Source organism: Acidovorax sp. SUPP2539 (genome assembly GCF_030158975.1).
Lineage (GTDB): Bacteria > Pseudomonadota > Gammaproteobacteria > Burkholderiales > Burkholderiaceae_C > Paracidovorax.
In genome coordinates this window covers 206,721-229,668 of sequence record NZ_BQXJ01000004.1, presented here as the reverse complement: position 1 = coordinate 229,668, position 22,948 = coordinate 206,721, and the positions used below count along the sequence as shown (strand labels likewise).

General features: G+C 71.7%; 16 protein-coding genes and 1 tRNA gene. 12 read left to right on the top strand and 5 right to left on the bottom strand.

The features are described 5' to 3' along the window. Positions 1–5: 5 nt before the first annotated feature. The 8 genes from AVTE2539_RS15665 (at position 6) to AVTE2539_RS15630 (ending at position 7,290) form a co-directional block, all read left to right on the top strand. On the top strand, positions 6–452 hold the full coding sequence (locus tag AVTE2539_RS15665; protein WP_284411970.1) for a hypothetical protein: 447 nt from the start codon (positions 6–8) through the stop codon (positions 450–452). Positions 453–546: 94 nt separating this feature from the next. Further along, entirely contained in the window at positions 547–906 is a 360-nt protein-coding gene (locus AVTE2539_RS15660; protein ID WP_284411968.1) for a hypothetical protein, read from the top strand. Next, complete coding sequence (locus AVTE2539_RS15655; RefSeq protein WP_284411966.1) at positions 903–2,360, top strand: TolC family protein; 1,458 nt, start codon at positions 903–905, stop codon at positions 2,358–2,360. The genes AVTE2539_RS15660 and AVTE2539_RS15655 overlap by 4 nt, the downstream gene beginning before the upstream one ends. A gap of 1 nt (position 2,361) precedes the next feature. Further along, entirely contained in the window at positions 2,362–3,768 is a 1,407-nt protein-coding gene (locus AVTE2539_RS15650) for a multicopper oxidase domain-containing protein (RefSeq protein ID WP_284411964.1), read from the top strand. A gap of 124 nt (positions 3,769–3,892) precedes the next feature. Continuing rightward, the gene (locus AVTE2539_RS15645; protein ID WP_284411962.1) at positions 3,893–4,426 is read left to right on the top strand and encodes a DUF411 domain-containing protein; all 534 of its coding nucleotides are present in this window, start codon (positions 3,893–3,895) and stop codon (positions 4,424–4,426) included. Beyond that, positions 4,423–4,869: a copper-binding protein gene (locus AVTE2539_RS15640; protein ID WP_284411960.1), complete on the top strand. Its 447-nt coding sequence runs from the start codon at positions 4,423–4,425 to the stop codon at positions 4,867–4,869. Before AVTE2539_RS15645 ends, AVTE2539_RS15640 begins: the two co-directional genes overlap by 4 nt. A 34-nt stretch (positions 4,870–4,903) precedes the next feature. Continuing rightward, complete coding sequence (locus AVTE2539_RS15635) at positions 4,904–5,914, top strand: P1 family peptidase (protein ID WP_284411958.1); 1,011 nt, start codon at positions 4,904–4,906, stop codon at positions 5,912–5,914. Next, positions 5,911–7,290: a TAXI family TRAP transporter solute-binding subunit gene (locus tag AVTE2539_RS15630; RefSeq protein ID WP_284411955.1), complete on the top strand. Its 1,380-nt coding sequence runs from the start codon at positions 5,911–5,913 to the stop codon at positions 7,288–7,290. Before AVTE2539_RS15635 ends, AVTE2539_RS15630 begins: the two co-directional genes overlap by 4 nt. Here the strand turns inward: AVTE2539_RS15630 and AVTE2539_RS15625 are convergent. Both AVTE2539_RS15625 and ettA read right to left on the bottom strand, forming a co-directional pair. Beyond that, positions 7,277–9,664 carry a DUF1631 family protein gene (locus AVTE2539_RS15625; RefSeq protein WP_284406151.1) on the bottom strand — a complete coding sequence of 796 codons (2,388 nt, stop codon included), beginning with the start codon at positions 9,662–9,664 and terminating at the stop codon, positions 7,277–7,279. The genes AVTE2539_RS15630 and AVTE2539_RS15625 overlap by 14 nt on opposite strands. A 51-nt stretch (positions 9,665–9,715) precedes the next feature. Beyond that, on the bottom strand, positions 9,716–11,377 hold the full coding sequence (ettA, locus tag AVTE2539_RS15620) for an energy-dependent translational throttle protein EttA (RefSeq protein WP_272568457.1): 1,662 nt from the start codon (positions 11,375–11,377) through the stop codon (positions 9,716–9,718). 400 nt (positions 11,378–11,777) lie between these two features. Between ettA and AVTE2539_RS15615 the strand changes: the two genes are divergently transcribed. The 3 genes from AVTE2539_RS15615 to AVTE2539_RS15605 all read left to right on the top strand — a co-directional run bounded on the left by AVTE2539_RS15615 (position 11,778) and on the right by AVTE2539_RS15605 (position 16,792). After that, positions 11,778–13,619 carry a DEAD/DEAH box helicase gene (locus tag AVTE2539_RS15615; protein WP_284411953.1) on the top strand — a complete coding sequence of 614 codons (1,842 nt, stop codon included), beginning with the start codon at positions 11,778–11,780 and terminating at the stop codon, positions 13,617–13,619. Between the two features lie 59 nt (positions 13,620–13,678). Beyond that, positions 13,679–14,752, top strand: coding sequence for an endonuclease/exonuclease/phosphatase family protein (locus AVTE2539_RS15610; RefSeq protein WP_284411951.1), 1,074 nt, complete (start codon positions 13,679–13,681; stop codon positions 14,750–14,752). 150 nt (positions 14,753–14,902) lie between these two features. Then, positions 14,903–16,792 carry a M14 family metallopeptidase gene (locus tag AVTE2539_RS15605; protein ID WP_284411948.1) on the top strand — a complete coding sequence of 630 codons (1,890 nt, stop codon included), beginning with the start codon at positions 14,903–14,905 and terminating at the stop codon, positions 16,790–16,792. Between the two features lie 175 nt (positions 16,793–16,967). Here AVTE2539_RS15605 and AVTE2539_RS15600 read toward each other — a convergent pair whose 3' ends face one another. Then, entirely contained in the window at positions 16,968–18,713 is a 1,746-nt protein-coding gene (locus tag AVTE2539_RS15600; RefSeq protein WP_284398821.1) for a cation:proton antiporter domain-containing protein, read from the bottom strand. A gap of 226 nt (positions 18,714–18,939) precedes the next feature. On the opposite strand from AVTE2539_RS15600, the gene AVTE2539_RS15595 reads away from it, so the two are divergent. After that, a tRNA-Arg gene (locus AVTE2539_RS15595) sits at positions 18,940–19,016 on the top strand. A 109-nt stretch (positions 19,017–19,125) separates the two neighbouring features. On the opposite strand, the gene AVTE2539_RS15590 is transcribed toward AVTE2539_RS15595, so the two are convergent. Beyond that, positions 19,126–19,332, bottom strand: coding sequence for a hypothetical protein (locus tag AVTE2539_RS15590; RefSeq protein WP_284411946.1), 207 nt, complete (start codon positions 19,330–19,332; stop codon positions 19,126–19,128). A gap of 196 nt (positions 19,333–19,528) precedes the next feature. Further along, a complete protein-coding gene (locus AVTE2539_RS15585) occupies positions 19,529–22,918 on the bottom strand; it encodes a PAS domain S-box protein (protein WP_284411944.1) in 3,390 nt (1,129 codons plus the stop codon). Positions 22,919–22,948: the final 30 nt, after the last annotated feature.

Here is a 22,948-nt window from a genome sequence, read left to right as displayed (position 1 = left end):
GCGGCATGTTCCTCTTTCTCATTGTGCTCATGGCCCTTCGGGGCCTGGCGGGCAATGCCATGGCGGCCGGCATGCTGCCGGCGGTGGGCACGGCGGCGCACGCGGCCCATGCAGCGGCCGAACCGCGATCCGGCACGCCCCCGGCGCACACCCTCCACACCGCGGCACCCTCCGATGCCGCGGCGCTGGCGCCCTGCCATGGCGAGGCCACCGCCCCTTCGGCCGAGGCCGCGCAGGCGCCCCACGGCGGCGCCGGCGATGCGTCCCCCCACACCAGCCACCACGCCCATGACGGCGGTTGCTCGGCCTGCGGCATCTGCCACTCGGCCATGCTGACGCCCCCGCTGGCGGACCCCGCGCGCACCGCGCTGCCCCGCGCGCCCCTGCCCCTGGCAGAGCGCCGCTTTGCCAGCGCCCTGACCGCGCAGGCCATCAAGCCACCCATTTCCTGAGCCCCGACGCCCGAAGTGCGTCCGCGATCCGCACCCGCCACCGGCGGCGCGCGGATCGGCGGCCGCTGGTTTCGCCCTTGCTCAGGAGATCGCCGTGCGCGCCCCCTCATCCCTTTCCGTTCGTTCTTCGCTCCTGCGCGGTGCCCTGGCCGCCGCCGCGCTCTTGCCGCCATGGCCGGCCCTGGCCCAGGCCCCCGGGCCGGTAGCCGACCCGCTGGCACCGGCCGGTGCGCTGGTCCACCGCAGCGTATTCACCGACGCCGCGCCGCCCGTCGAAACCGGCACGGTGGCCTGGCGCGATGCGCAGGCCGCCGTGGCGGCCACGCCGCGCGGCCATGCCGACATCGTGGCGTGGGAAGCCCGCCAGGCCGCGCCCTCGGGAGCATCGGCAGCAGGCCACGGTGCGCACCACCACCCGCCGTCCGACCCCACGCCCGCGCGGGGGACGCCATGACCGCGCCCCGCACCACCGCCTGGGGCGCGCTGGCGGCCGCCCTGCTGCTGGCCGGCTGCGCCAGCGTGTCGCCCGACGGCCTGCGCAGCCAAGTGCAGGCGCTGGCCGATGGCCGCAGCGCCGGCGTGGCCGCGCCCGCGCTGCCCTCTGCCGACCCAGCGGCGCGCGCGCAGGCCGACGCGGCCATCGCGCAGTGGCTGGCCGGGCCGCTCGCCGCCGACGACGCCGTGCGCATCGCCCTGCTGCGCAACCCGGGCCTGCAGGCGCGGCTGGCAGCCCTGGGCGTGGCCGATGCGCAGCGCGTGCAGGCCCTGACCCTGCCCAACCCCACGCTCACGCTGGGGCGCTTTCGCAGCGGGCACGAGCGCGAGATCGAGCGCACGCTGGGCCTGGGCCTGATCGATCTCGTCACCCTGCCCTGGCGCACGCGCTGGCAGGGCCAGCAGATGGAGCAGGCCACGCTGGACGCCGCGCAGGATGTGGTGCGCCTGGCCTTCGACACGCGGCGCGCCTGGCTGCGCGCCGTGGCGGCCGAGCAGGTGGCGGCCACGCAGGAGCGCATGCACGAGGCGGCCGACGCCGGTGCCGAACTGGCGCGCCGCATGGCCCGCGTCGGCAACTGGAGCCGGCTGCAGCAGGCCCGCGAACAGGCGCTGTGGGCCGACAGCGCCGCCCAGCTGGCCCGCGCGCGGCTGGACGCCGCCACCGAGCGCGAGCAGCTGTCGCGGCTGATGGGCTTGTGGGGACCGGATGCGCACTACACGCTGCCCGACCGGCTGCCCGACCTGCCGGCACAGCCCGAGGCCAGCGAAGGCATCGAGGCCCGGGCCCTGCGCGAACGGCTGGACGTGCGCGCCGCGCGGCTGGAGCTGGACCGCGTGGCCGACACCGAAGGCTTTGCCGGCGTGGCCCCCTGGGCCGGTGGGATCGGACTGGCCTACACCCGCAACACCACGACCGAGCAGGGCACCGGCCACGCCGACGTCAAACGCGGCTGGGAGGTGGAACTGGCCGTGCCCCTGTTCGACTGGGGCGGCGCCGCACGCTCCCAGGCCCGGGGCCGCACGCTGCAGAGCGCGGCGCAGCTGCAGGACGTGGCCCTGCGCGCCCGCAGCGATGCGCGCACCGCCTGGCTGGGCTACCGCACCGCCTACGACCTGGCGCGCCAGCAGCGCGACGCGGTCGTGCCGCTGCGCCGCTTCATCAGCGAGGAAACCACCCTGCGCTACAACGGCATGCTCGCCAGCGTCTGGCAGATGCTCGCCGAGGCGCGGGCCAGCAGCCAGGCCGTGGCCGATGCGCTGCAGGCGCAGCGCGACTTCTGGCTCGCCGAGGCCGACCTGCAACGGGCCCTGGCCGGCACCTCGGGCGGTGCGTCCAGCGCCGTCGCATCCGCCGCCCTGCCCGGTGCCGCCGCCGGCCGCGCCGCCAACCCCGAATCCCAAGGCCACTGACATGAAACGCCGCCACTTCTTCTCCGGCGCCGCCACTGCCGTGGCCGCCGCCTCCGTGGGCCGCGCCGCCCTGGCCGCGCTGCCCGAAATCCCCCAGCACGGATCGGCCGACACCGCCGTGCCGCCGGCGCCGCCCACCGGGCGCCCGTTCCGCCCCGTGGTCACCCTGAACGGCTGGAGCCTGCCCTGGCGCATGAACGCCGGCGTGAAGGAATTCCACCTGGTCGCCGAGCCCGTGGTGCGCGAGTTCGCACCCGGCTTCGTGGCCCACCTGTGGGGCTACAACGGCCAGAGCCCGGGGCCGACCATCGAGGTGGTCGAGGGCGACCGCGTGCGCATCTTCGTCACCAACCGCCTGCCCGAGCACACCAGCGTGCACTGGCACGGCCAGCGCCTGCCCAACGGGATGGACGGCGTCTCGGGCCTGAACCAGCCGGCGATTCCCGCGGGCAAGACCTTCGTGTACGAGTTCACCGCGCGGCGCCCGGGCACCTTCATGTACCACCCGCATGCCGACGAAATGACGCAGATGGCCATGGGCCTGATGGGCCTGTGGATCACCCACCCGCGGCTGGATGCGCGCGGGCGCCACCCGCTCATCGCCACGGCCGACCGCGACTACGCCTTCCTGCTCAACGCCTTCGCCGTGGAGGCAGGCACGCGCACGCCGCGCGTGAACGAGATGACCGACTTCAACATCTGGGCCTGGAACAGCCGCGTGTTCCCGGGCATCAGCCCGCTGGTGGCGCGGCGCGGCGAGCGGGTGCGGGTGCGCGTGGGCAACCTCACCATGACCAACCACCCCATCCACATCCACGGCCACGAGTTCGAGGTGACCGGCACCGACGGCGGCGCAGTGCCCACCGGCGCCCGCTGGCCCGAGGTGACCACCGACATCGCCGTGGGCCAGATGCGGCAGATCGAGTTCGTCGCCGACGAGCCCGGCGACTGGGCCGTGCACTGCCACAAGAGCCACCACACCATGGGCGCCATGGGCCACGACGTGCCCACCATGATCGGCGTGGACCACCGGGGGCTGGTGGCGAAGATCCAGAAGATCGTGCCCGACTACATGGTGATGGGCGAGCGCGGCATGGCCGACATGGGCGCCATGGAAATGCCGCTGCCCGAGAACACCCTGCCCATGATGACCGGCACCGGCCCCTACGGGCCGCTGGAGATGGGCGGCATGTTCAGCGTGCTCAAGGTGCGCGAGCACCTGGCCGCCGGCGACTGGCGCGACCCGGGCGACTACGTGCAGCCGCCCGGCACCCAGGCCTGGGAATGGCAGGGCGCCGCGGCGGACCTGCCCCCCGCGCCGGCGGCCCCGGCCGCCTCCACCGCGCCGCAGGCCGGGGCCGCCACCGTGCGCAAACCGGGCCCAGGCGGCACCGGCCACGCCCATTGACCGGCCATGCAGGCACTCTTTTTGCTATTAATTTAATAGCAATACGCCCTAGAAGAATATGCACTGGAGCCGTTTTTTACTTGAAACCCGGGTGGACACCCCCACCCACCGAAAGGACCCTGCCATGCCCCTGCCCCCTCCCGCCGCTGACGGCACCCCGACCCCGCTGGCCGGGCGCCGCCGCGCCCTGCACGGCATCGCCGCCTGGGGCGCTGCCGCCGCCCTGCCCTGGCCGGCCTTCGCGGCCGGCCCGCAACCCACCGCCATCGAGGTCTGGAAGGACCCCAGCTGCGGCTGCTGCCAGGACTGGGTGGACCACATGCAGGCCAACGGCTTTCGCGCCACGGTGCATGAGACCGGCAACGCCGCCGTGCGCAGCCGCCTGGGCCTGCCGCAAAAGCTGGGCTCGTGCCACACCGCACTCGTCGGCGGCTACCTCATCGAGGGCCATGTGCCGGCCGCGGACGTGCAGCGCCTGCTGCGCGAAAAGCCCAAGGCCCTGGGCCTGGCCGTGCCCGGCATGCCGGTGGGCTCGCCGGGAATGGACGGCGCGATCTACGGCGGGCGCAAGGACGCCTACGACGTGCTGCTGGTGGCGCACGGCGGCGCCAGCACCCGCGTTTTCAGCCACTACCCGCCATCCAAGGATCCCGCATGACCCGCCACCCCTCCACCCCGGGCCGGGCCGCCCTTTCCCCTTTCATCGCCTTCATCGCCGCCATCGCCGTCTTTGCCCTGGCGGGCACGCTCCCCGCGCAGGCGTCATCGCACGGCCAGGCCGGGCACGGCGGGCACGATGGACATGCCGGCCACACCGCCGAGGCAGCCACCCCGTCCGATGCGGCGTCCACCACGGACACCGCCACCGCGGTGGACGCCGAACTGTCCCAGGGCGAGGTCGTGCGCTGGGATCCGTCGGCCGCCCGGCTCACGCTGCGCCACGGCGAACTGAAGAACCTCGCCATGCCGCCCATGACCATGGTGTTCCGCCTGCAGGACCCGGCGCCGGACCTGCCGCTCGCGCCCGGCACGCCGGTGCGCTTCCATGCCGAGAGCCAGCGCGGAGCGCTCGTCATCACCCGCATCGAGGCGGCCCGCTGAAGGCCGCCGGCGCGGCGCCATAATCGCCGCCCATATGACCGCAGCAACCCGTTCGGCCAGCGACGCTGGCAGCATCACCCGCGTGGCGGGCATCGAGGTCGGCCACTACACCGACGCCCGCCGCCCCACGGGCTGCACTGCCATCCTCGCGCGCGAGGGCGCCGTAGGCGGCGTCGACGTGCGCGGCGCCGCGCCGGGCACGCGCGAGACCGACCTGCTCGCGCCCTCCAACCTGGTCGAGAAGGTGCATGCCATCGTGCTCGCGGGCGGCAGCGCCTGGGGCCTGGAGGCCGCCACCGGCGCCGTGCGCTGGCTGGAGGAGCGCGGCGTGGGCCTGGACGTGGCCGTGGGCCGCCTGCCCATCGTGCCGGCGGCCGTGCTGTTCGACCTGCTGGTGGGCGACATGCGCATCCGCCCCGACGCCGCGGCCGGCTATGCCGCCTGCGCCGCCGCGTCGCGCGACGATCCGGCCGAGGGCAACGTGGGCGCGGGCACCGGGGCCGCGGTGGGCAAGCTCTTCGGCATCGGGCGCGCGATGAAGGGCGGCATCGGCACGGCATCGGTGTCGCTGGACGGCATCACCGTGGGCGCGCTCATCGCCTGCAACGCCGTGGGCGACGTGATCGACCCGCACACCGCCCGGCCCGTGGCCGGCGCACGCTCGGAAGACGGCCAGCGGCTGATGGACACGCGGCGCGCGCTGCTGGGCGGCGTGCCGCCCGAGCCCGTGCTGCCCGGCACCAACACCACCATCGGCGTGATCGCCACCGACGCGGTGCTGACCAAGGCCCAGGCCCATCGCCTGGCGGTGTCGGGCCACGACGGGCTGGCGCGCAGCATCAACCCCGTGCACACCCAGCTGGACGGCGACACGCTGTTCACCCTGGCCACCGGCGCCACGGGCCGCCACGCGGGCATGCTGGTGCTGGCCACCATGGCGGCCGAGGCCGTGGCCCGCGCCACGCTGCGCGCCGTGCAGGCCGCGCAGTCCCTCACCACGCACGAAGGCCTGTACCTGCCGAGCGCGGCGGACCTCGGCCGATGAACGCACTCGCCGCCCGCTCCCGCACCGTCACGCGACGGGTGCACACGGCGCTGCTGAACCTGCGCGACCTGATCCTGTCGGCCGGTCCGCTCGTCTTCCTGGCGGTGGGGCTGCTGGTGCTGGCCTACTGGTGGCTGCAGCCCGCGCCCCCGAAGCGCGTCACCCTGGCCACCGGGCCCGCGCAGAGCGCCTATGCGGACTTCGGCCAGCGCTACCAGAAGGCGCTGGCGGCCGACGGCATCGAGGTCGTCCTGCGCGAGACGGAAGGCTCGTCCGCCAACCTGCAGCTGCTGCGCAGCGGCGAGGCCGACCTGGCCTTCGTGCAGGGCGGCACCGGCGAACTGCGGCCGGAAGACGCCGACGCCCTGGAATCGCTGGGCAGCCTGTTCGTGGAACCGGTGTGGATCTTCTACCGCACCGAGGCCGCGCGCCGCGTGGTCAAAAGCGGCCGGCTCGACAGCCTGGCGCAGCTGCGCGGCCTGCGCGTGAACGTGGGCACCGCGGGCAGCGGCGTGCCCACGCTGATGGAAAAGCTGCTGGAGGCCAACCGCATGGAGCCCCGGGCGCTGCGGCTGTCCGAGCTGGGCCAGACGCCGGCGACGGTGGAGTTCCTCGCGGGCCGGCTCGACGCGCTGGTGTTCGCCTCGGCGCCGCAGTCGCTCATGGTGCAGATGCTGCTGCAGACGCCGGGCGTGCGGCTCATGGACTTTCCGCAGCACGAGGCCTACGGGCGGCGCTTTCCGTTCCTCACGCCCGTCACGCTGCCGCGCGGCGTGGTGGACCTGGCCGGCAACGTGCCGCCCGCCGATGTGCGGCTGGTGGCCTCCACCACGTCGCTGCTGGCGCGCGAGGGCACGCACCCGGCGCTGCTGCAGCTGTTCGCGCAGAACGCGCAGTCCCTGCACGGCAGTGCCGGCTGGTTCAACCGGGCACGGGAATTTCCGAGCACCCGCCACAGCGAGCTGCCCATCGCCGCCGAGGGCGAGCGCGCCATCAACGAGCCCGCGCCGCTGCTGCAGCGCTACCTGCCCTTCTGGATGGCCAACCTGATCGAGCGCATGTGGCTGGTGCTGGGCATCCTGCTGGCCGCCATGCTGCCGCTGTCGCGCGTGGTGCCGCCGCTCTACCAGTTCCGCGTGCGCTCGCGCGTGTTCCGCTGGTATGGCCGCCTGCGCGAGATCGAGGACGAAATGGACGCCGGGCAATCCGCGCCCCAGGCGCTGCACGAGGCCCTGGACCGGCTGGAGGCGCAGGTGGAAAAGGTGAGCGTGCCGCTGTCGTATGCCGACGAGCTGTACGCGCTGCGCAACCACATCCAACTGGTGCGCAAGAAGCTGCGCGCGGCGCCGGGCGTCGCGCCGGCTAGCGCGGCCTGACGGGCTTGCCGGCGCCCTTGCCGCGCTGCGCGCGGCCGTGGGCAGCCGCCACCGCGGGCGGCGGGCCGGGCAGCACCCGCAACGCCCCTTCGGCCATCAGTTTGTCGCGCATGCGGCGCGTCATCGACTGCGTGCTGCCGTCGGCCGCGGTGAAAAGGAACAGCGTGTGGTGCGGACTCGACCAGGTCAGTTGCGTGTGCACGGCGCGCTGGTTGGAGATCAGCTCGACCCAACTGCCCAGCGGAAAGTCGTTGGTGGCCTCGGCGCCGCTGGCGGCGGCATCGCCCCCCTCGTCGGCCACGCCGGGTTCGTGCAGCGAGCCGTAGAGCGATTCCGGCGGCACGATCGTTTCCATGCCGTCCGGCTCTTCGGCGGACGCACCGGCCGGCTGCAAGGCCAGGCTGGCGGCGCGCTCCATCGCGGCCTGGTGCAGGCCGGCGATGCGTTCGAGCACGGCGCCCGCCATGGCCTCGGCATGGCCCACGCTGTCCAGCCCCTGGCGCACGGTGCCGAGCATGCGCGTGACGGTGCCGCCCAGCCGCTCGGGCTCGGCCGCGGCCACCTCGGGCTGGGCGATCCAGAACAGCTCGGGCACCAGGGCGAGGTAGCCGCCAGGGTCGCCATCGGCACTGCCGGGGTCGTCCATCTGCGCGAGCGCCACCACGTCGGCCCAGGGGCCGGCGGCGAAATCGAGAATGTCCCGGGGCACCTGGTCCGCCCCCGCCAGCGCGCGGATGTCGGCCGCGATGCGCTTGGACAGGGCCTCGCGCTGCTGCACGCGCAGGGCGGCCTGCCGCTCGGCCTCCTGGGCCTCGCGCAACTGGCGCTCCTGCGATGCCCAGGCCGATTCGAGCGCGGTCAGCACCGTGGCGAAGGTGTCGGCGTCCTGGCTTTCGCTGGTGGCCAGGTGGCTCACCGCCTCGTCCACGAGCCGCATGAAGCGGTCGAAACGGGGGTCGGCATCGGATTCGAAATCCAGCGCGCGCTGCGTCAACTCGTCCAGCAGGCGGCGCGCGGGGTGCTTTTCGTCGGTGAAGAACCGCCGGTCGTGCCGCACCAGCTGCTTGATGGCGGGCCGCAGGTTCTGCACGGCCCGCTGGATGGGCGGGGGCAGCCGCTGGTCCTGCGCGATGTTGTCCATCATGCGGCTCACCACCTCGGTGGCCGTGCGCGATGGCGATGGCGGCGCGGGGGCTGCGACCGTCGCCGGGGCCGCGACGGCCGCAGCGCCGCTCCAGGCCCCCAGCGCCGCGGGCTGGCTGCCGGCCAGCCGGCCGACGAGGCGCTCCAGCTGGGCGATGTCTTCCATCGCCTCGGCGGCCGCCGCGGAGCTGGGCGCGAAGTAGTCCGAACCCCCGGCGCCCATCTGCGAGCTGGCCGGGCCGCCGCCGCGGGCCTCGGTCCAGGCGGCCGGCTGCGAGGGCACGCCGCCGAACGCGGCGACGGGCGCCATGCCGTAGGCAAAGGCATCGCCGGAACTGGCGAGCATCTGGCGCAGCATGCCCACGGTCAGCAGGGCTTCCTCGGCCTCGGCGGCGAGCGGCATGCCCAGCGAGGCCGGGCCGCCACCGCCGCCCATGCCGCCGGGCATGCCGTACTGGCTGGGATATGCGCCAGGATGGGGCGCGCCGTAGCTGCTCGCCGGGCCGCCGTAGCCGCCGCCGTGGCTGCTGGGGTAGGCGCCGCCGTAGCCGGTGGCACGCCCCGTTGACTGGCCGGCCTGCCCCGCCACCGCGTAGCCCACCGGGGTGATGCCGTTGTCGCGAAGGCTCTGGGCGGCGGTTTTGTAGACGGAGACGAGCTCGTCGCCCAGCACCTTGCGCATGTGGGCCATCCACACCTGGCGGACCTCGGCGGACACGCCCGTGTCGCCCACCACCTGCTGCAGGGCGCGGATGTAGTTCTCGGGCCGCAGGGGATTGCGCTCGGGCTGCACGCGCTGCAGGCCCTGCGCGGAGCTGACCAGGGTGTTGAGCTCGGCCAGCGTGGCCTCGGTGGCGTGCACCGCGATCTGCTGGGCCCGCGACAGCTCGACCTGGGCCAGCACCTCGGACTCGTCCATGAGCGACAGCTCGCCGAAGTCCATGCCCGTTTCGTCGCCCGGACGCGCGCGCGCGGTGGAGGGGCCTTCGGCGAACACCTCCAGCAAGGCCATGGGGTAGGCCTTGGCCAGGGCGTCCTCGTGCTGCTTGATCAGCCGCAGCGCATCGGCCAGCAGCGTGCGCTGCTGGATGTTGCGCTCGGTGGACTCATCGCTGGCCAGCGCCCCCTGGGTCACGCTGGTCAGCCGTCCCATCAACGCCTCGCCCTGCCGCACCGCGTTGACGACGCAGGCACGAAAGACCGTTCTGGACCGGGACGCGGGCAGGGACATGGTGGCGGGCGAGGAAAAGCGGCAGCAGCGACGATCCTAACGGGTTGTTGCTTACTTGAGTGCCTTGTAACGCATGCGCTTGGGCTTTGCGCCCTCTTCGCCCAGGCGTTTTTTCTTGTCGGCTTCGTATTCCTGATAGTTTCCGTCAAAGAACACCCACTGGCTGTCACCTTCCGCGGCCAGGATGTGCGTGGCGATCCGGTCCAGGAACCAGCGGTCATGGCTGATCACCAGCACGGTGCCGGCGTATTCCAGCAGCGCGTCTTCCAGGGCGCGGAGGGTTTCCACGTCCAGGTCGTTGGAGGGCTCGTCCAGCAGCAGGACGTTGCCGCCCGCGATCAGCGTCTTGGCCAGGTGCAGGCGCCCGCGTTCGCCCCCCGACAGGCTGCCGACCTTCTTTTGCTGGTCCGAGCCGTTGAAGTTGAAGCGGCCCGCGTAGGCGCGGCTGGCCATCTGGAACTTGCCGACGTTCAGGATGTCCAGGCCGCCGGAGATGTCTTCCCACACAGTCTTGTCGTTGCCCAGCTCGTCGCGGTGCTGGTCCACGAACGCCATCTTGACGGTGGAACCCACCACCACCTGGCCGCTGTCCGGCTGCTCGCGGCCGGCCAGCAGCTTGAAGAGCGTGGACTTGCCGGCGCCGTTGGGGCCGATGATGCCGACGATGGCGCCCGGGGGAACGCTGAAGCTCAGGTCGTCGATCAGCACGCGGTCGCCGAAGGACTTGCTGACGTTATGGAACTCGAACACCTGCTGGCCCAGGCGTTCGGCCACGGGGATGAAGATTTCCTGCGTTTCGTTGCGACGCTGGTATTCGAAATCGCTCAGCTCCTCGAAGCGGGCCAGGCGCGACTTGCTCTTGGCCTGGCGGGCCTTGGGGTTCTGGCGCGACCATTCCAACTCCTTCTTCAGGGCCTTGGCGTGGGCCTCTTCGCTCTTTTGCTCCTGCGCCAGGCGGTCGCCCTTTTGCTCCAGCCAGGTGCTGTAGTTGCCCTTCCATGGAATGCCGCGGCCGCGGTCCAGCTCCAGGATCCATTCGGCGGCGTTGTCGAGGAAGTAGCGATCGTGGGTGATGGCCACGACGGTGCCGGAAAAGCGCTTGAGGAACACTTCCAGCCACTCGACCGACTCGGCATCCAAGTGGTTGGTGGGCTCGTCGAGCAGCAGCATGTCGGGCTTGGACAGCAGCAGGCGGCACAGGGCCACGCGGCGCTTTTCGCCGCCGGACAGCAGGCCGATCTTGGCGTCCCAGGCGGGCAGGCGCAGGGCGTCGGCGGCGATCTCCAGCTGGTGCTCGGAGTCGGTGCCGGCCGTGGCGATGATCGCCTCCAGCTGGGCCTGCTCGGCCGCCAGGGCGTCGAAGTCGGCGTCTTCGGCACCGTAGGCCACATAGACCTCTTCCAGGCGCGCCTTGGCCGCGAACACCGCGCCCATCGACTCTTCCACGCTCTCGCGCACGGTGTGCTCGGGGTTGAGCTTGGGTTCCTGCTCCAGGTAGCCGATGGTCAGGCCCGGCATCGGAATGGCTTCGCCTTCGATTTCCTTGTCCACGCCGGCCATGATCTTGAGCAGCGTGGATTTGCCCGAGCCGTTCAGGCCGAGCACGCCGATCTTGGCGCCGGGGAAGAAAGAAAGGGAAATGTCTTTCAAGATCTGCCGCTTCGGCGGCACGGTCTTGCTGACGCGGTTCATCGAATACACGTATTGGGCCATTGGCTTTCTTTCCTTAGATGGGGGCGGCGCTGCCGGGGTGCACGAGCGGCCGGGGAGGCCTGCCGGAAAAGCGCGTTCAGGCGGATTATCGGATGCTTTGGCGCCGGCGCTTTCGGCAACCCCGCAACGCGGTGCCCGCGCGCGACAGTTTGCCCCAGGGGCGGCCCGCCCGCGCCGCCTGCGTAAAGCCCCGACCGCCGGCGGGCATCTCGTGCCACAATAGCGCCCAGCCACCGGCTCCAGTGATCGGTGGCCTCAGCAACCTGCTGGGGACGACGAAGCCGCCATGCGGCGTTCTGGCTCCCATTCGTGAATCCCATCTGCCTTGACTGGCCGCAGCCCCGACATGGGTCCTGCGACAGGCCGATGCCCCCAGCGCCCGGACAGGGCGTTTCCTTGAATGAACTTTGACGAACTGAATCTGGCCCCAGCCATTCTGAAGGCCGTGCACGAACAGGGTTACGAAACCCCGACCCCCATCCAGGCACAGGCCATCCCCGCCGTGCTCGAGGGCCACGATCTGCTCGCCGGCGCACAGACCGGCACCGGCAAGACCGCCGCCTTCACCCTGCCCATGCTGCACCGCCTCTCGCAAGGCACGGCCCCCAAGAGCAAGTTCGGCGGCAAGGGCGTGCGCGCCCTGGTGCTCACGCCCACGCGCGAACTCGCCGCCCAGGTCGAGGAATCCGTGCGCGACTACGGCAAGTACGTCGACATCTCGTCCACCGTCGTCTTCGGCGGAGTGGGCATGAACCCGCAGATCGACCGCATCAAGCGCGGCGTGGACGTGCTGGTCGCCACCCCCGGCCGCCTGCTGGACCTGCAGCAGCAGGGCTTCCTGGACCTGTCCACGGTCGAGATCCTAGTGCTGGACGAAGCCGACCGCATGCTGGACATGGGCTTCATCCACGACGTGAAGAAGATCCTCGCCCTGGTGCCCAAGGACAAGCAGAGCCTGCTGTTCTCCGCCACGTTCAGCGACGAGATCCGCGAGCTGGCCAACACGCTGCTCAAGAACCCGCAGAGCATCCAGGTCACGCCGCGCAACACCACGGTGCAGCGCATCACGCAGGTGATCCACCCCGTGGGCCGCGGCAAGAAAAAGCAGGTGCTGCTGCACATCATCCAGGAGCACGACTGGAGCCAGGTGCTGGTGTTCACCCGCACCAAGTTCGGCGCCAACAACGTGGCCGAGTTCCTCACCAAGAACGGCGTCAACGCCATGGCGCTGCACGGCAACAAGAGCCAGAGCGCCCGCACGCAGGCCCTGGCCGGCTTCAAGAGCGGCGACATCCGTGCGCTGGTGGCCACCGACATCGCGGCCCGCGGCATCGACATCGACGAGCTGCCGCACGTCGTCAACTACGAAATCCCCAACGTGTCGGAAGACTACGTGCACCGCATCGGCCGCACCGGCCGCGCGGGCGCCAGCGGCCAGGCCGTGAGCCTGGTCTGCATGGACGAAGAGGGTTTCATGATGGAGATCGAGCGCTTCACCAAGCAGGAGATCCCGGTCCAGATCCTCGAAGGCTTCGGTCCCGAGCCCGGCGAGAAGGCCGAGCCCATCGCCATGGGCCGCCAGACCATCTGGGGCGGCGCGGGCAAGCCCCCGAGCCGCGAAGTCATGCAGGCCGCCGCCAAGGCCGCCCGCAGTGAAATGATGGACCGCATCCGCACCAACAAGGCCACGCAGGGCGGTGGCGGCGGCGACCGGAGCGGCAAGCCCGCAGGCGGCGGCGCACGCTCCGGCGGCGGCCCCCGCGCCGCGGCCGGCGAAGGCGGCGGCAACGGCGCTCCCCGCGGACGCGGCGGCAACGGCCCGCGTGCCGGCGGCCCTGGCGGCAATCCCCGCGGTCCCGGCGCGCAGGCAGCCGGACGTGGCGGCCGCGGCCCCGGCGGCGGCAATGCCGGTGCTGGCGGCTACGGCGGTGGCAACGGTGGCGGTGGTGGCGGTGGCAACCGCTTCGACGACGGCCAGCCGCGCCGTGAGAACGCGCACCTGGGTACCCAGACGGGCGGCCACCTCGGCGCCCCCCGCCATGCCGGTGCCGGCGGCGGCCAGCCCGACCCCATGCGCACGAGCGTGGACAGCATGGCCGGCTCCGGCCGCCGCGGTGGCGGTGGCTACCGCAGCGGTGGCGGTGGTGGTGGCGGCTACGGCGGTGGCGGCAACCGCGGCAATTCCGGTGGCGGCTCGCGTGGCGGCCCCCGGGGTGGTGGCGGTGGCGGCTACGGCCGCTGAAGCGCCGGCCCCGCCCGTGCACGGCCGCAGCCGGCCCGCGCCCCGATCCTGAGGAACGCATGCGCCCTGCCGATCCCGCGCGGCCCATGGACACCTTGCTGGTGTCCACCTGCAACACCCTGAACCTCGCCCTGCCCGGGCGGGTGTTCTATCCCAACCAGGACGCCTATACCCAGGCCGAATTCGAACGCAAGGTCGATTGGCTCGGCGGGCGCCTGCGCGCGCTGAATGCCGATGTGCTGGCCGTGCAGGAGGTGTGGGACGAACAGGCGCTGCAGACGGCCATCGGCCGCAGCGGCCTGCGCTACGACTTCGTGAGCGTGCCCGGCGCCGAGAACACCGGCGCCTCGCACGGCGCCCAGGGCACGCCGCGCGTGGGCATCGCCACGCGGCTGCGCGTCGAATCGCTGCGCTCGATAGCGGAGTTTCCGCCCGCGCTGGCGGTCGATGTGCCGGGCCTGGGAACGCACCACCGCTTCGAACGCCCGCCCCTGCTTGCCACCCTGCGCATGAAGCACGGCCAGACGGTGAACGTGGTCACGGCGCACCTCAAATCCAAACGCCCCAAGTTCCTGCTCGACGCCCTCGGGCAACCGCTGGAGGACCGCGACGACCGCAAGGTCGCGGCCCTGGCTTCGCTGCGCTCGCTCATCATGCGCGGCGTGGAAGCAGCGGCGCTGCGCTGCCTGGTTGTGGACCTGCTACAGCGCACCGACGTGCCGCTGGTGCTGCTGGGCGACTTCAACGACACGCCCGACAGCGTGACCACGCAACTCATCTGCGCGACCACCGAGGTCGCCTACGACCGCAGCGCGCGCGACGTGGCCCTGTACAACGCCTACGACGTGCAGGGCGATGCCGCCCTGAAAAAAGACGTGGCCTACTCGCACATCCACCAGGGCATGCCCGCAGTGCTGGACCAGATCCTGGTCAGCGAGGAGTTCGTGCCCAACGCCCGGTCGGGCGCGAACACCGGCGACGTGCGGCGGGTCGATTACTTCAACGACCACCTGCACGAGGGGCGCGACCGCACGCGCTCCGACCACGGCTTCGTCCGCGCCTTGCTGCGCCTGCAGATGCCCGCCCCCACGCCCACGAGGCCCACGGCGTCCGCCGTGCCACCTGCGGCCTGACCGGCGCCCGCCGCGCGCAGCCCGGCCGCGCCGCCGCGGCCCTGCGCGAAAACCCGGCAGAGCCGCGTGTTTGGCCGACAGGTCCCGTCTGCAACGCCGGGTAACATCGGCGCAGCCCCATAGCAACCCCCTTGGCCGGATCCACAGACCATGAAACAGCCCATTCCCCACCGACGTGCCCTTTCATCGCCTCCCCTGGCCGGCCCTGCCGGCACGGAGCCCTGGAAAGCGCGCACCTTGTGGACTTGCAGCACGGTCCTCGCCTCGGCCCTGCTCGCGGCATGCAGCAGCACCCCACTGCCGCCCTGGCCCTCCTCAGCACCGCCCCAGGCCACGGTGCCTGCGGCGCCCCGCCCCCAGACCGCGCGCGTGGTGCCGCCGCCGCTGGGCACCCAGCGCGCCGAGGTCGTCACCTCGCCGGTGCTGTCCACCCCCATCATTCCCAGCGCGGAGCCCGCGCCCGGCGCCACGCCGCCCGCCGCGGCCGCGCCCCCGTCCGACCTGCCCTACAGCGCGGCGGTCGCCGCCCGCTTCCCCGCGCCGGCCGTGCACTACGACACCCCCGGCCTGGCCGACGGGCGCCGCGCGTTCACCACCAATGCCGAGGCCGCCCAGTGGCTGCGGCAGCTCGCCGCCACGCCGCAGGGCGCCACCAAGGCCACGGTGCTGGACCTGGGCATGTCCCAGCGCGGCACGCCCCTGCAGGCCCTGGTGCTCACGCACGCGCCCAACACCGACGTGGCCAGCCTGGATGCGAGCGGCAAGCCAACGGTGCTGCTGATCGGGCAGCAGCACGGCGACGAGCCCGCCGGCGGCGAAGCCCTGCTGGTGATGGCGCGCGAACTATCGCAGGGCCTGCTGGAGCCGCTGCTGGACCGCATCAACGTGGTCGTGGTGCCGCGCGCCAACCCGGACGGCGCCGAGGCCGGCACCCGCGCCACGGCCAACGGCACGGACATGAACCGCGACCACCTGCTGCTGAACACGCCCGAGGCCCAGGCCCTGGCGCGGCTCACGCGGGACTACCGCCCCATCGCCGTGCTCGATGCGCACGAATACACCGTCGCCGGCCGCTTCCTGGAGAAGTTCGGCGCCATCCAGAAGTACGACGCGCTGCTGCAGTACGCCACCACGGCCAACGTGCCCGAGTTCCTCACCAAGGCGGCGCGCGAGTGGTACCACCAGCCCATGGCGGCCGCGCTGCAGGGCCAGGGCCTGACCAGCGAGTGGTACTACACCACCTCCACCGATCCGCAGGACCGCCGCGTCTCGATGGGCGGTACGCAGCCCGACACCGGCCGCAACGTGAACGGCCTCAAGAACGCGGTCAGCCTGCTGGTGGAGACGCGCGGCGTGGGCATCGGGCGGCTGGACATCCAGCGCCGCGTGCATGCCCAGGTGACCGCGCTGTCCAGCGCGCTGCGCAGCACGGCCGAGCGGGCCGGCAACCTGGAGCAGGTGCGCTCGTTCGTGGTGCGCGACACCGCGGCGCAGGCCTGCCGCGGCCAGGTCGCCATCGAGGCGGGGCCGACCTCCACGCAGCGCGACCTCGTGATGCTCGACCCCGCGACGGGTGCGGACCGCACCGTGCGCGTGGACTGGAACTCGTCGCTCGAATTGCGCACAGTCGCCTCGCGCCCCCGGCCCTGCGGCTACTGGCTCTCGCCCACGGCGGGCCAGGCGGCCGAGCGGCTCAAGCTGCTCGGGCTGCAGGTCATGCGAGTGGCCGAGCCGGGTTCGCTCCTGAGCGACAGCTACCAGGAAACCAGCCGCGAGGAAGGCGTGCGCCAGGACGTTCGCGGCACCATCGCCGGCCAGCAGGACATCACCCGCGTGCGCGTGACCACCGTGCGCACTGCCATCGACGTGCCCGAAGGCAGCTACTACGTGCCGCTGAACCAGCCCCTGGCCAACCTGGCCGTCGCCGCGCTGGAGCCCGACACGCAGAACAGCTACTTCGCCAACCACCTGATTCCGGCGCTGGGCGACACGGCGCGGGTCATGGCCACGCCGTCGCTGGTGTTCGAAGAGGCCGACTGAAGCCGGGGAAAGACAGGCGCGGGGCCAGCCCCACGGCGCCGGCCAGCCTGCAGACGACCTGACGGACAGACGGACAGACGGACAGACGGGATGAGGCGCGCCAAAGCCCCTGTAGATTGCTACAAAAATAGTAGCAATATGCCCTAGTCAATCATGCCGTGGAGCCCGATTCGGCTCAAACCGAAGCGTGCCGCTCCTCCAGCGCGCCCGGCGCCGTCGCCTCGGCCTGGCGCTCGCCGGCGCGGCCCAGCACATGCGTGGTCATCGCCGCGGCCAGCGCCTCCTCGCCGAGGAACACCTTGGCCACGCCCTCTTCCTGCTCCAGCAGCCGGGCCTCGGCCTCGTTGTGGCTGCGGACCACGGTTTCGATCTCCGGGTTGAGCGTGCGAGCCGTCGCGATGATCTGGCGCACGTCCAGCGTGTTCGGCGTGGCGATCACCAGCATGTGCGCCCGGGCGATGTGCGCCTGGATCAGCACGGCCGGCTCCACCGCGTCGCCGTAGACCGCCGCCATGCCGCCGTTGCGCAGCGTCTCCACCAGATCGCGGTTCTGCTCGGCCACGACGAAGGGAATGTCGCTCTCCGACAGCGCCGCCGCGATGCGCCGCCCCACGCGGCCGTAGCCGACCAGCACCACCTGGCGCGCGAGGTACCGGCGGTGCGTGCTCAGGGGCAGTTCCGCCAACGGGTCGTCGCGCTGCTCCAGCCGGCGCGCCAGGGCCGAGCGGGCGCGCAGCCACTCCTGCAGCGGGGCGATGGCATGGAACAGCAGCGGGTTGACCGCGATCGAGATGAGCGCACCGGCCAGCACCAGGCTGGCCCCTTCCGGAGGCAGCAGCCCCAGCGAGGCGCCCAGGCCCACCAGGATGAAAGAGAACTCGCCGATCTGCGCCAGGCTGGCCGACACCGTGAGCGCCGTGTTCAGCGGGTAGCGGAAGGCCAGCACCAGGGCGGCCGCCGCGAGCGTCTTGCCCAGGATGATGATGGCCACCACGGCCAGCACCTGGAAGGGGCGCTCCACCAGCACCCAGGGGTTGAACAGCATGCCCACGGAGACGAAGAACAGCACCGCGAACGCATCGCGCAGCGGCAGCGACTCCTGGGCAGCGCGGTGGCTGAACTCCGACTCGCGCATCACCATGCCGGCGAAGAACGCCCCCAGCGCGAACGACACGCCGAAAAGCGCAGCGGAGCCGAAGGCGATGCCCACCGCCGCCGCCACCACGCACAGCGTGAACAGCTCGCGCGAGCCGGTGCGCGCCACCTGCCAGAGGATCCACGGGAACACCCGCCGCCCCACCACCAGCATCAGCGCGACGAAGCCGCCCACCTGCGCGATGGTCCAGCCCAGCGTCTTCCACAGCTCGCCGGTGCTGCCCGCCCCGGCTGTGCCGTTCAGCCACTGCGCCAGCGGCGGCAGCAGCACCAGGACCAGCACCATGGCCAGGTCCTCCACCACCAGCCAGCCGACGGCAATGCGGCCGGTGTACGAATCCAGGATGCCCAGCGTCTCCAGCGCCCGCAAGAGCACCACGGTGCTGGCCACCGACAGGGCCAGGCCGAACACCAGCGCCCCGCCCAGGCCCCAGCCCCACCACAGCGCCAGGCCCATGCCCAGCAGCGTGGCCACCGCCATCTGCACCAGCGCCCCGGGCACGGCGATCTTACGCACCGCCAGCAGGTCGCCCAGCGAAAAATGCAGCCCCACGCCGAACATCAGCAGCATCACCCCGATCTCCGCCAGCTGGCTGGCCATTTCGCCATCGGCCACGAAACCCGGGGTGAAGGGTCCGATCACCACGCCCGCGAGCAGATAGCCCACCAGGGCCGGCAGGCGGATTCGGGTCGCGATGAAGCCCAGCACGAGCGCCAGGCCCAGCGCCGCGGCGATGGTGTTGATGAGTGAGAGGCTGTGCGGCATGGGGTGATGGGGGAGCGGGCGCACCCGATGGGCGCCTGCCCTTGCGTTATACCCGCAAGCCCCCGGTTGCCGCAAAACGCCAGGGGCCAAAAAGACCGGGGAGGCCCCGGCAGGCAGGTATCATTCACGCCTCGCACGGACCCGCCCGCCATCGTCCCGATGTGCCACACGGCGTCTGGCCCGTGCTGCAGGGCCTGGAGGCCCCGCGTCTTTTTTCTTTTTCCGTCTGCCCGTAGCTCAACCGGATAGAGCAATTGCCTTCTAAGCAATAGGTCGGGGGTTCGAGTCCCTCCGGGCAGGCCAATCCATTTTTTACAACCACCGGGGGCGTACTCCCCGGCATCGATTCAGCGCCTGCCCACGCCTTGCATCCAGCAGCGGCGCGGAAAACGGGCTGTCTAAAACCCGGGCTTCAGCCTTGGGCCTGGGTCTCGAAACGGCAGCTGTCGCCGTATTGGTATTCGGATGCGGCAGAGCGGAAGGCCTGCTGGCCGTCTCCGTCGATGGCGCCATCGCCCTGTTGCCACTGGAGGCCGAAGCCGCCGAATTCCCCCATCTGGGCGGAGGGGGCGCTTTCGCCGAAACGCAGCGGCGAGGGAACAGCCGGGTTGGAAAACATGGGGAAACCCTCCAAAAACAGACCCGTCGTCTGGGGCTGTCATTGGGCGCCCGCACCGCAGCGCAGCACGTCGGAAGGCCGGGCCGGCCGGCGTAGGCGCAATCCGACACCACCCGCGCGCGCCCCCTTCCCCCCGCCGGCTGGCGGATCAAAGGGGGATAACGGTCCGGTGGCCGGGCGGAATGCGGTGGACGGGCTACTGCGACGGGGACGGCCGTGCCGGGGCATCCGGCAGCGCCGCGCGGCGCGACTCCAGCCGCTCGACCAACTGGGCGGCCAGGAACTGCAGCATCTCCACCTGCCGGGCCTCCAGTTCCCGCGGCACCCGGTCGATCACGCACAGCGTTCCGAGCGCCTGCCCGGTCGAGGTGATGAGCGGCGCGCCGGCATAGAACTTGATGTTGGGCTCGCCCGTCACCAGCGGGTTGTCGGCAAAGCGTTCGTCCCGCGAGGTATCGCTCACGATCATCACGCTTTCCGGCACCTGGATCGCGTGGGCGCAGAAGGAATGCGCGCGGGGCGTCTGCCGCGCTGCCAGCCCCACCTTGGCCTTGAACCACTGCCGGTCGGCATCCACCAGCGAAACGAGCGCGATGGGCGTCTGGCACAGGGCCGCCGCCAGCCGGGCGAACTCGTCGAAGGCCGCTTCCTCGTCGGTGTCCAGGATGCGCATGGATTCCAGTTCGGCCTGGCGCAGCAGTTCCGACTGCGCCGCATCCGCCGCGGCCGATGGGGGCAGTGCCGCGCGCACCTTGCGGCGGCGCGGCCGCGCGGCGTCCGCGCCGCGGTGGATGCTGTCGTGCAGCACCTGGGCCAGTTCGTCCAGCGAATAAGGCTTGGGCAGCAGCGTGAAGCCGTGGTCGGGGCTTTGCGCCAGCACGTAGCTGTAGCCGCTGGACAGCACGATGGGCAGGGTCGCGCCGTAGCGCTGGCGGATCTCACGGCCCAGCTCGATGCCGCTCATGCCGGTCATGACCACGTCGGAGAACACTGCCACGAAGCGGCCCGGGCCGGCCTTCAAGGCCTCCAGCGCCTTCTCGCCGCTGGCCGTGACCACGGTGGTGTAGCCCAGTTCGTGCAGGGTCTGCTCGACGGACGCGGACACTTCCGCGTTGTCCTCCACCACCAGCACGCAGCCGCCGTTGCCCAGGGCCAGCCGGTCGTCGCCCTCGGCGGCCTGCGCGTCGTAGCCGGGGCGCGCGGCACGCGGCAGGTACAGGGTGAAACGGCTGCCCTCACCCAGCGTGCTTTCCACACGGATGTCGCCGCCGGACTGCTTGGCGAAGCCGAACACCTGCGACAGGCCCAGTCCCGTGCCGTGGCCCACGCCCTTGGTGGTGAAAAAGGGCTCGAAGATCTGCGTGAGGTGCTCCGGCGCGATGCCCGTGCCGCTGTCGATGATGGACACGGCCACGAATTTGCCCGGCACCGCGGGCTGCGACTGCAGCGCGGGAATCTCGGAGACGGCCCGCACCTCGATGGTGAGCTTGCCGCTGCCCTGCATGGCGTCGCGGGCATTGACGGCGAGGTTCACCAGGGCGGTGTCGAACTGGCTCGGGTCGGCGTGCACGAAGCAGGCCGTCTCCGCCAGGTTCAGCTCGATCTCGATGCGCGCGCCCGCCAGGCTGGCGATCATGTCGCTGACCGCCCGGGTGTTGTGCCCGGCATCGAACACCGTGGGCTGCAGGGCCTGGCGCCGCGCGAAGGCCAGCAGCTGGCCCGTGAGCTTGGTCGCCCGCGTCACCGCGTTGGAGATGGACTCCATGAAACGGTGGCGCCGCTCGTCGGTGAGCTGCACGCGCCGCAGCAGGTCGATCGACGTTCGGATGACCGCCAGCACGTTGTTGAAATCGTGCGCGACCCCGCCGGTGAGCTGGCCGATGGCTTCGAGCTTTTGCGACTGGCGCAGCGCCTCTTCGGCCGTGCGCTCGCGCGTCACATCGCGCGCCACCGCATGGACCAGGCCCTCCTCGGGCACGGCGGTCCAGCTCAGCAGGCGGTAGCTGCCGTCTTCCTTGCGCCAGCGGTTCTCGAACACCAGCGTGGGCGCGCCGGCCTCCAGCTTGGCCAGTTCGGCGGCCATGCCCTCGGCATCTTCGGGGTGGATGAATTCGGCCACGGCGTGGCCGGCCATCTGGGGCTTTTCCCATCCCAGAAGGCGCGTGGCGGCGGGATTGACCGCGGCGATCACGCCCTGGAAGTCGCACACCAGCATGAGTTCGCGCGAAAGCGCCCAAAGGCGGTTGCGGTCGCGCACGCTTTCGGCCTGCACGAGCTTTTGCTCGTGGATGTCGGTGCTGGTGCCGATCCACCGGCTGATGGCCCCGCCCCCCGTGCGCAGGGGCAGCGCCCGCGCCAGGTGCCAGCGCATCTCGCCGTCCGCGCGGCGGATGCGGAATTCGGTTTCATACTGCTCGCCGGAGGCAACGCTCGCCTGCCAGAGTTGGGACACCGCCGGAAGATCTTCAGGGTGCACGAGGCCCGTCCATCCGTCGCCATCCAGCGTGCCCGGTTCGGCCTGGCTGTATTCGTACACCCGGTCGTTGAACCAGTCCAGTTGGCCATCGCTCCGGGAGGTCCACACGTGGCTGGGCAGCGACTGGGCGAAGGTGCGGAACTCCGCCGCGCTGTCGGCCACCGCCTGCAGCGCCGCCTTGCGGTCGGTGATGTCCTGCACTACGCCCACCATGCGAACGATCGCGCCGTCCGGGCTGCGCACGAATTCGGCCTTGCGGGCGATCCAGCGCAGGGCGCCATCGGTGGCGCGTCGGATGCGGTACTCCACATCCAGCGGGGCCGATTCGGCGTTGCGGGTTTCGCGGGCGGAACGCACCTGGGCGTCCTCGGGGATCACCAGCGCTTCCAGCGCCTTGGCGGGAATGGTCTCGGCTTCGGGCACACCGAAGATGCGATAGAACTCGCGCGTGCCGTACAGCAGGTCGGTGGCCAGTTCGAGGGAGAACGTGCCCACGCCGCCCGCCTTCTGCGCGCGGTGCAGGCGTTCTTCGGACTGGCGCAGCGCCTCAGCGGCGCGGTGCTGCTCGGTGCGGTCGCGCAGCACTTTCACGAAGCCGATCGGCGTGCCGTCACCATCGCGGATCGGCGTCATCTCGCCATTGGCCCAGAAGCGCTCGCCGGATTTGCGCACATGCCAGCGCTCGTCGGTGCCCACGCCCCGCGCGAGCGCGGCCTGCATCTCCATCTCCATGCGTTGCGCGGCGCGGTCTTCGGGGGTGAAGATCCGGGCGGCGTTATGGCCCAGCATTTCGGATTCCGTCCAGCCGAGCACGCGGCGGGCACCTTCGTTCCACCGCGTGACCTGGCCCTGCAGGTCGAAAGCGATGATGGCGTAGTCGATGGCGCTGTCCAGGATCTGGCGGTTGCGGATGTCGGTATCCGGCAAGGGTGCCGATGGCGCGGCGGCCTCGCTCCACTGCGCGATCGCGGCCTGCACGGACTGCGGCCAGTGCGCTACAGGCCCCAGGGGGGTCAGGGACCAATCGAACTCGGCGATCGCTCGCGCGTCGGGGCGGCTACCCAGGGGATCGGCAGGGCCGGCGGCCGCTGGGCCGGGGACGGTGTGCATTGAGAAAAAACCTTTGAATCGCTCGCTCGT

Bases quoted from the DNA above. Each gene is read 5' to 3' on its own strand.
- AVTE2539_RS15605 (WP_284411948.1), top strand. From the start codon at position 14,903: ATGAAACAGCCCATTCCCCACCGACGTGCCCTTTCATCGCCTCCCCTG.
- ettA (WP_272568457.1), bottom strand. From the start codon at position 11,377: ATGGCCCAATACGTGTATTCGATGAACCGCGTCAGCAAGACCGTGCCG.
- AVTE2539_RS15650 (WP_284411964.1), top strand. From the start codon at position 2,362: ATGAAACGCCGCCACTTCTTCTCCGGCGCCGCCACTGCCGTGGCCGCC.
- AVTE2539_RS15615 (WP_284411953.1), top strand. From the start codon at position 11,778: ATGAACTTTGACGAACTGAATCTGGCCCCAGCCATTCTGAAGGCCGTG.
- AVTE2539_RS15625 (WP_284406151.1), bottom strand. From the start codon at position 9,664: ATGTCCCTGCCCGCGTCCCGGTCCAGAACGGTCTTTCGTGCCTGCGTC.
- AVTE2539_RS15665 (WP_284411970.1), top strand. From the start codon at position 6: ATGTTCCTCTTTCTCATTGTGCTCATGGCCCTTCGGGGCCTGGCGGGC.
- AVTE2539_RS15645 (WP_284411962.1), top strand. From the start codon at position 3,893: ATGCCCCTGCCCCCTCCCGCCGCTGACGGCACCCCGACCCCGCTGGCC.
- AVTE2539_RS15655 (WP_284411966.1), top strand. From the start codon at position 903: ATGACCGCGCCCCGCACCACCGCCTGGGGCGCGCTGGCGGCCGCCCTG.
- AVTE2539_RS15640 (WP_284411960.1), top strand. From the start codon at position 4,423: ATGACCCGCCACCCCTCCACCCCGGGCCGGGCCGCCCTTTCCCCTTTC.
- AVTE2539_RS15585 (WP_284411944.1), bottom strand. From the start codon at position 22,918: ATGCACACCGTCCCCGGCCCAGCGGCCGCCGGCCCTGCCGATCCCCTG.
- AVTE2539_RS15635 (WP_284411958.1), top strand. From the start codon at position 4,904: ATGACCGCAGCAACCCGTTCGGCCAGCGACGCTGGCAGCATCACCCGC.
- AVTE2539_RS15630 (WP_284411955.1), top strand. From the start codon at position 5,911: ATGAACGCACTCGCCGCCCGCTCCCGCACCGTCACGCGACGGGTGCAC.
- AVTE2539_RS15610 (WP_284411951.1), top strand. From the start codon at position 13,679: ATGCGCCCTGCCGATCCCGCGCGGCCCATGGACACCTTGCTGGTGTCC.
- AVTE2539_RS15600 (WP_284398821.1), bottom strand. From the start codon at position 18,713: ATGCCGCACAGCCTCTCACTCATCAACACCATCGCCGCGGCGCTGGGC.
- AVTE2539_RS15590 (WP_284411946.1), bottom strand. From the start codon at position 19,332: ATGTTTTCCAACCCGGCTGTTCCCTCGCCGCTGCGTTTCGGCGAAAGC.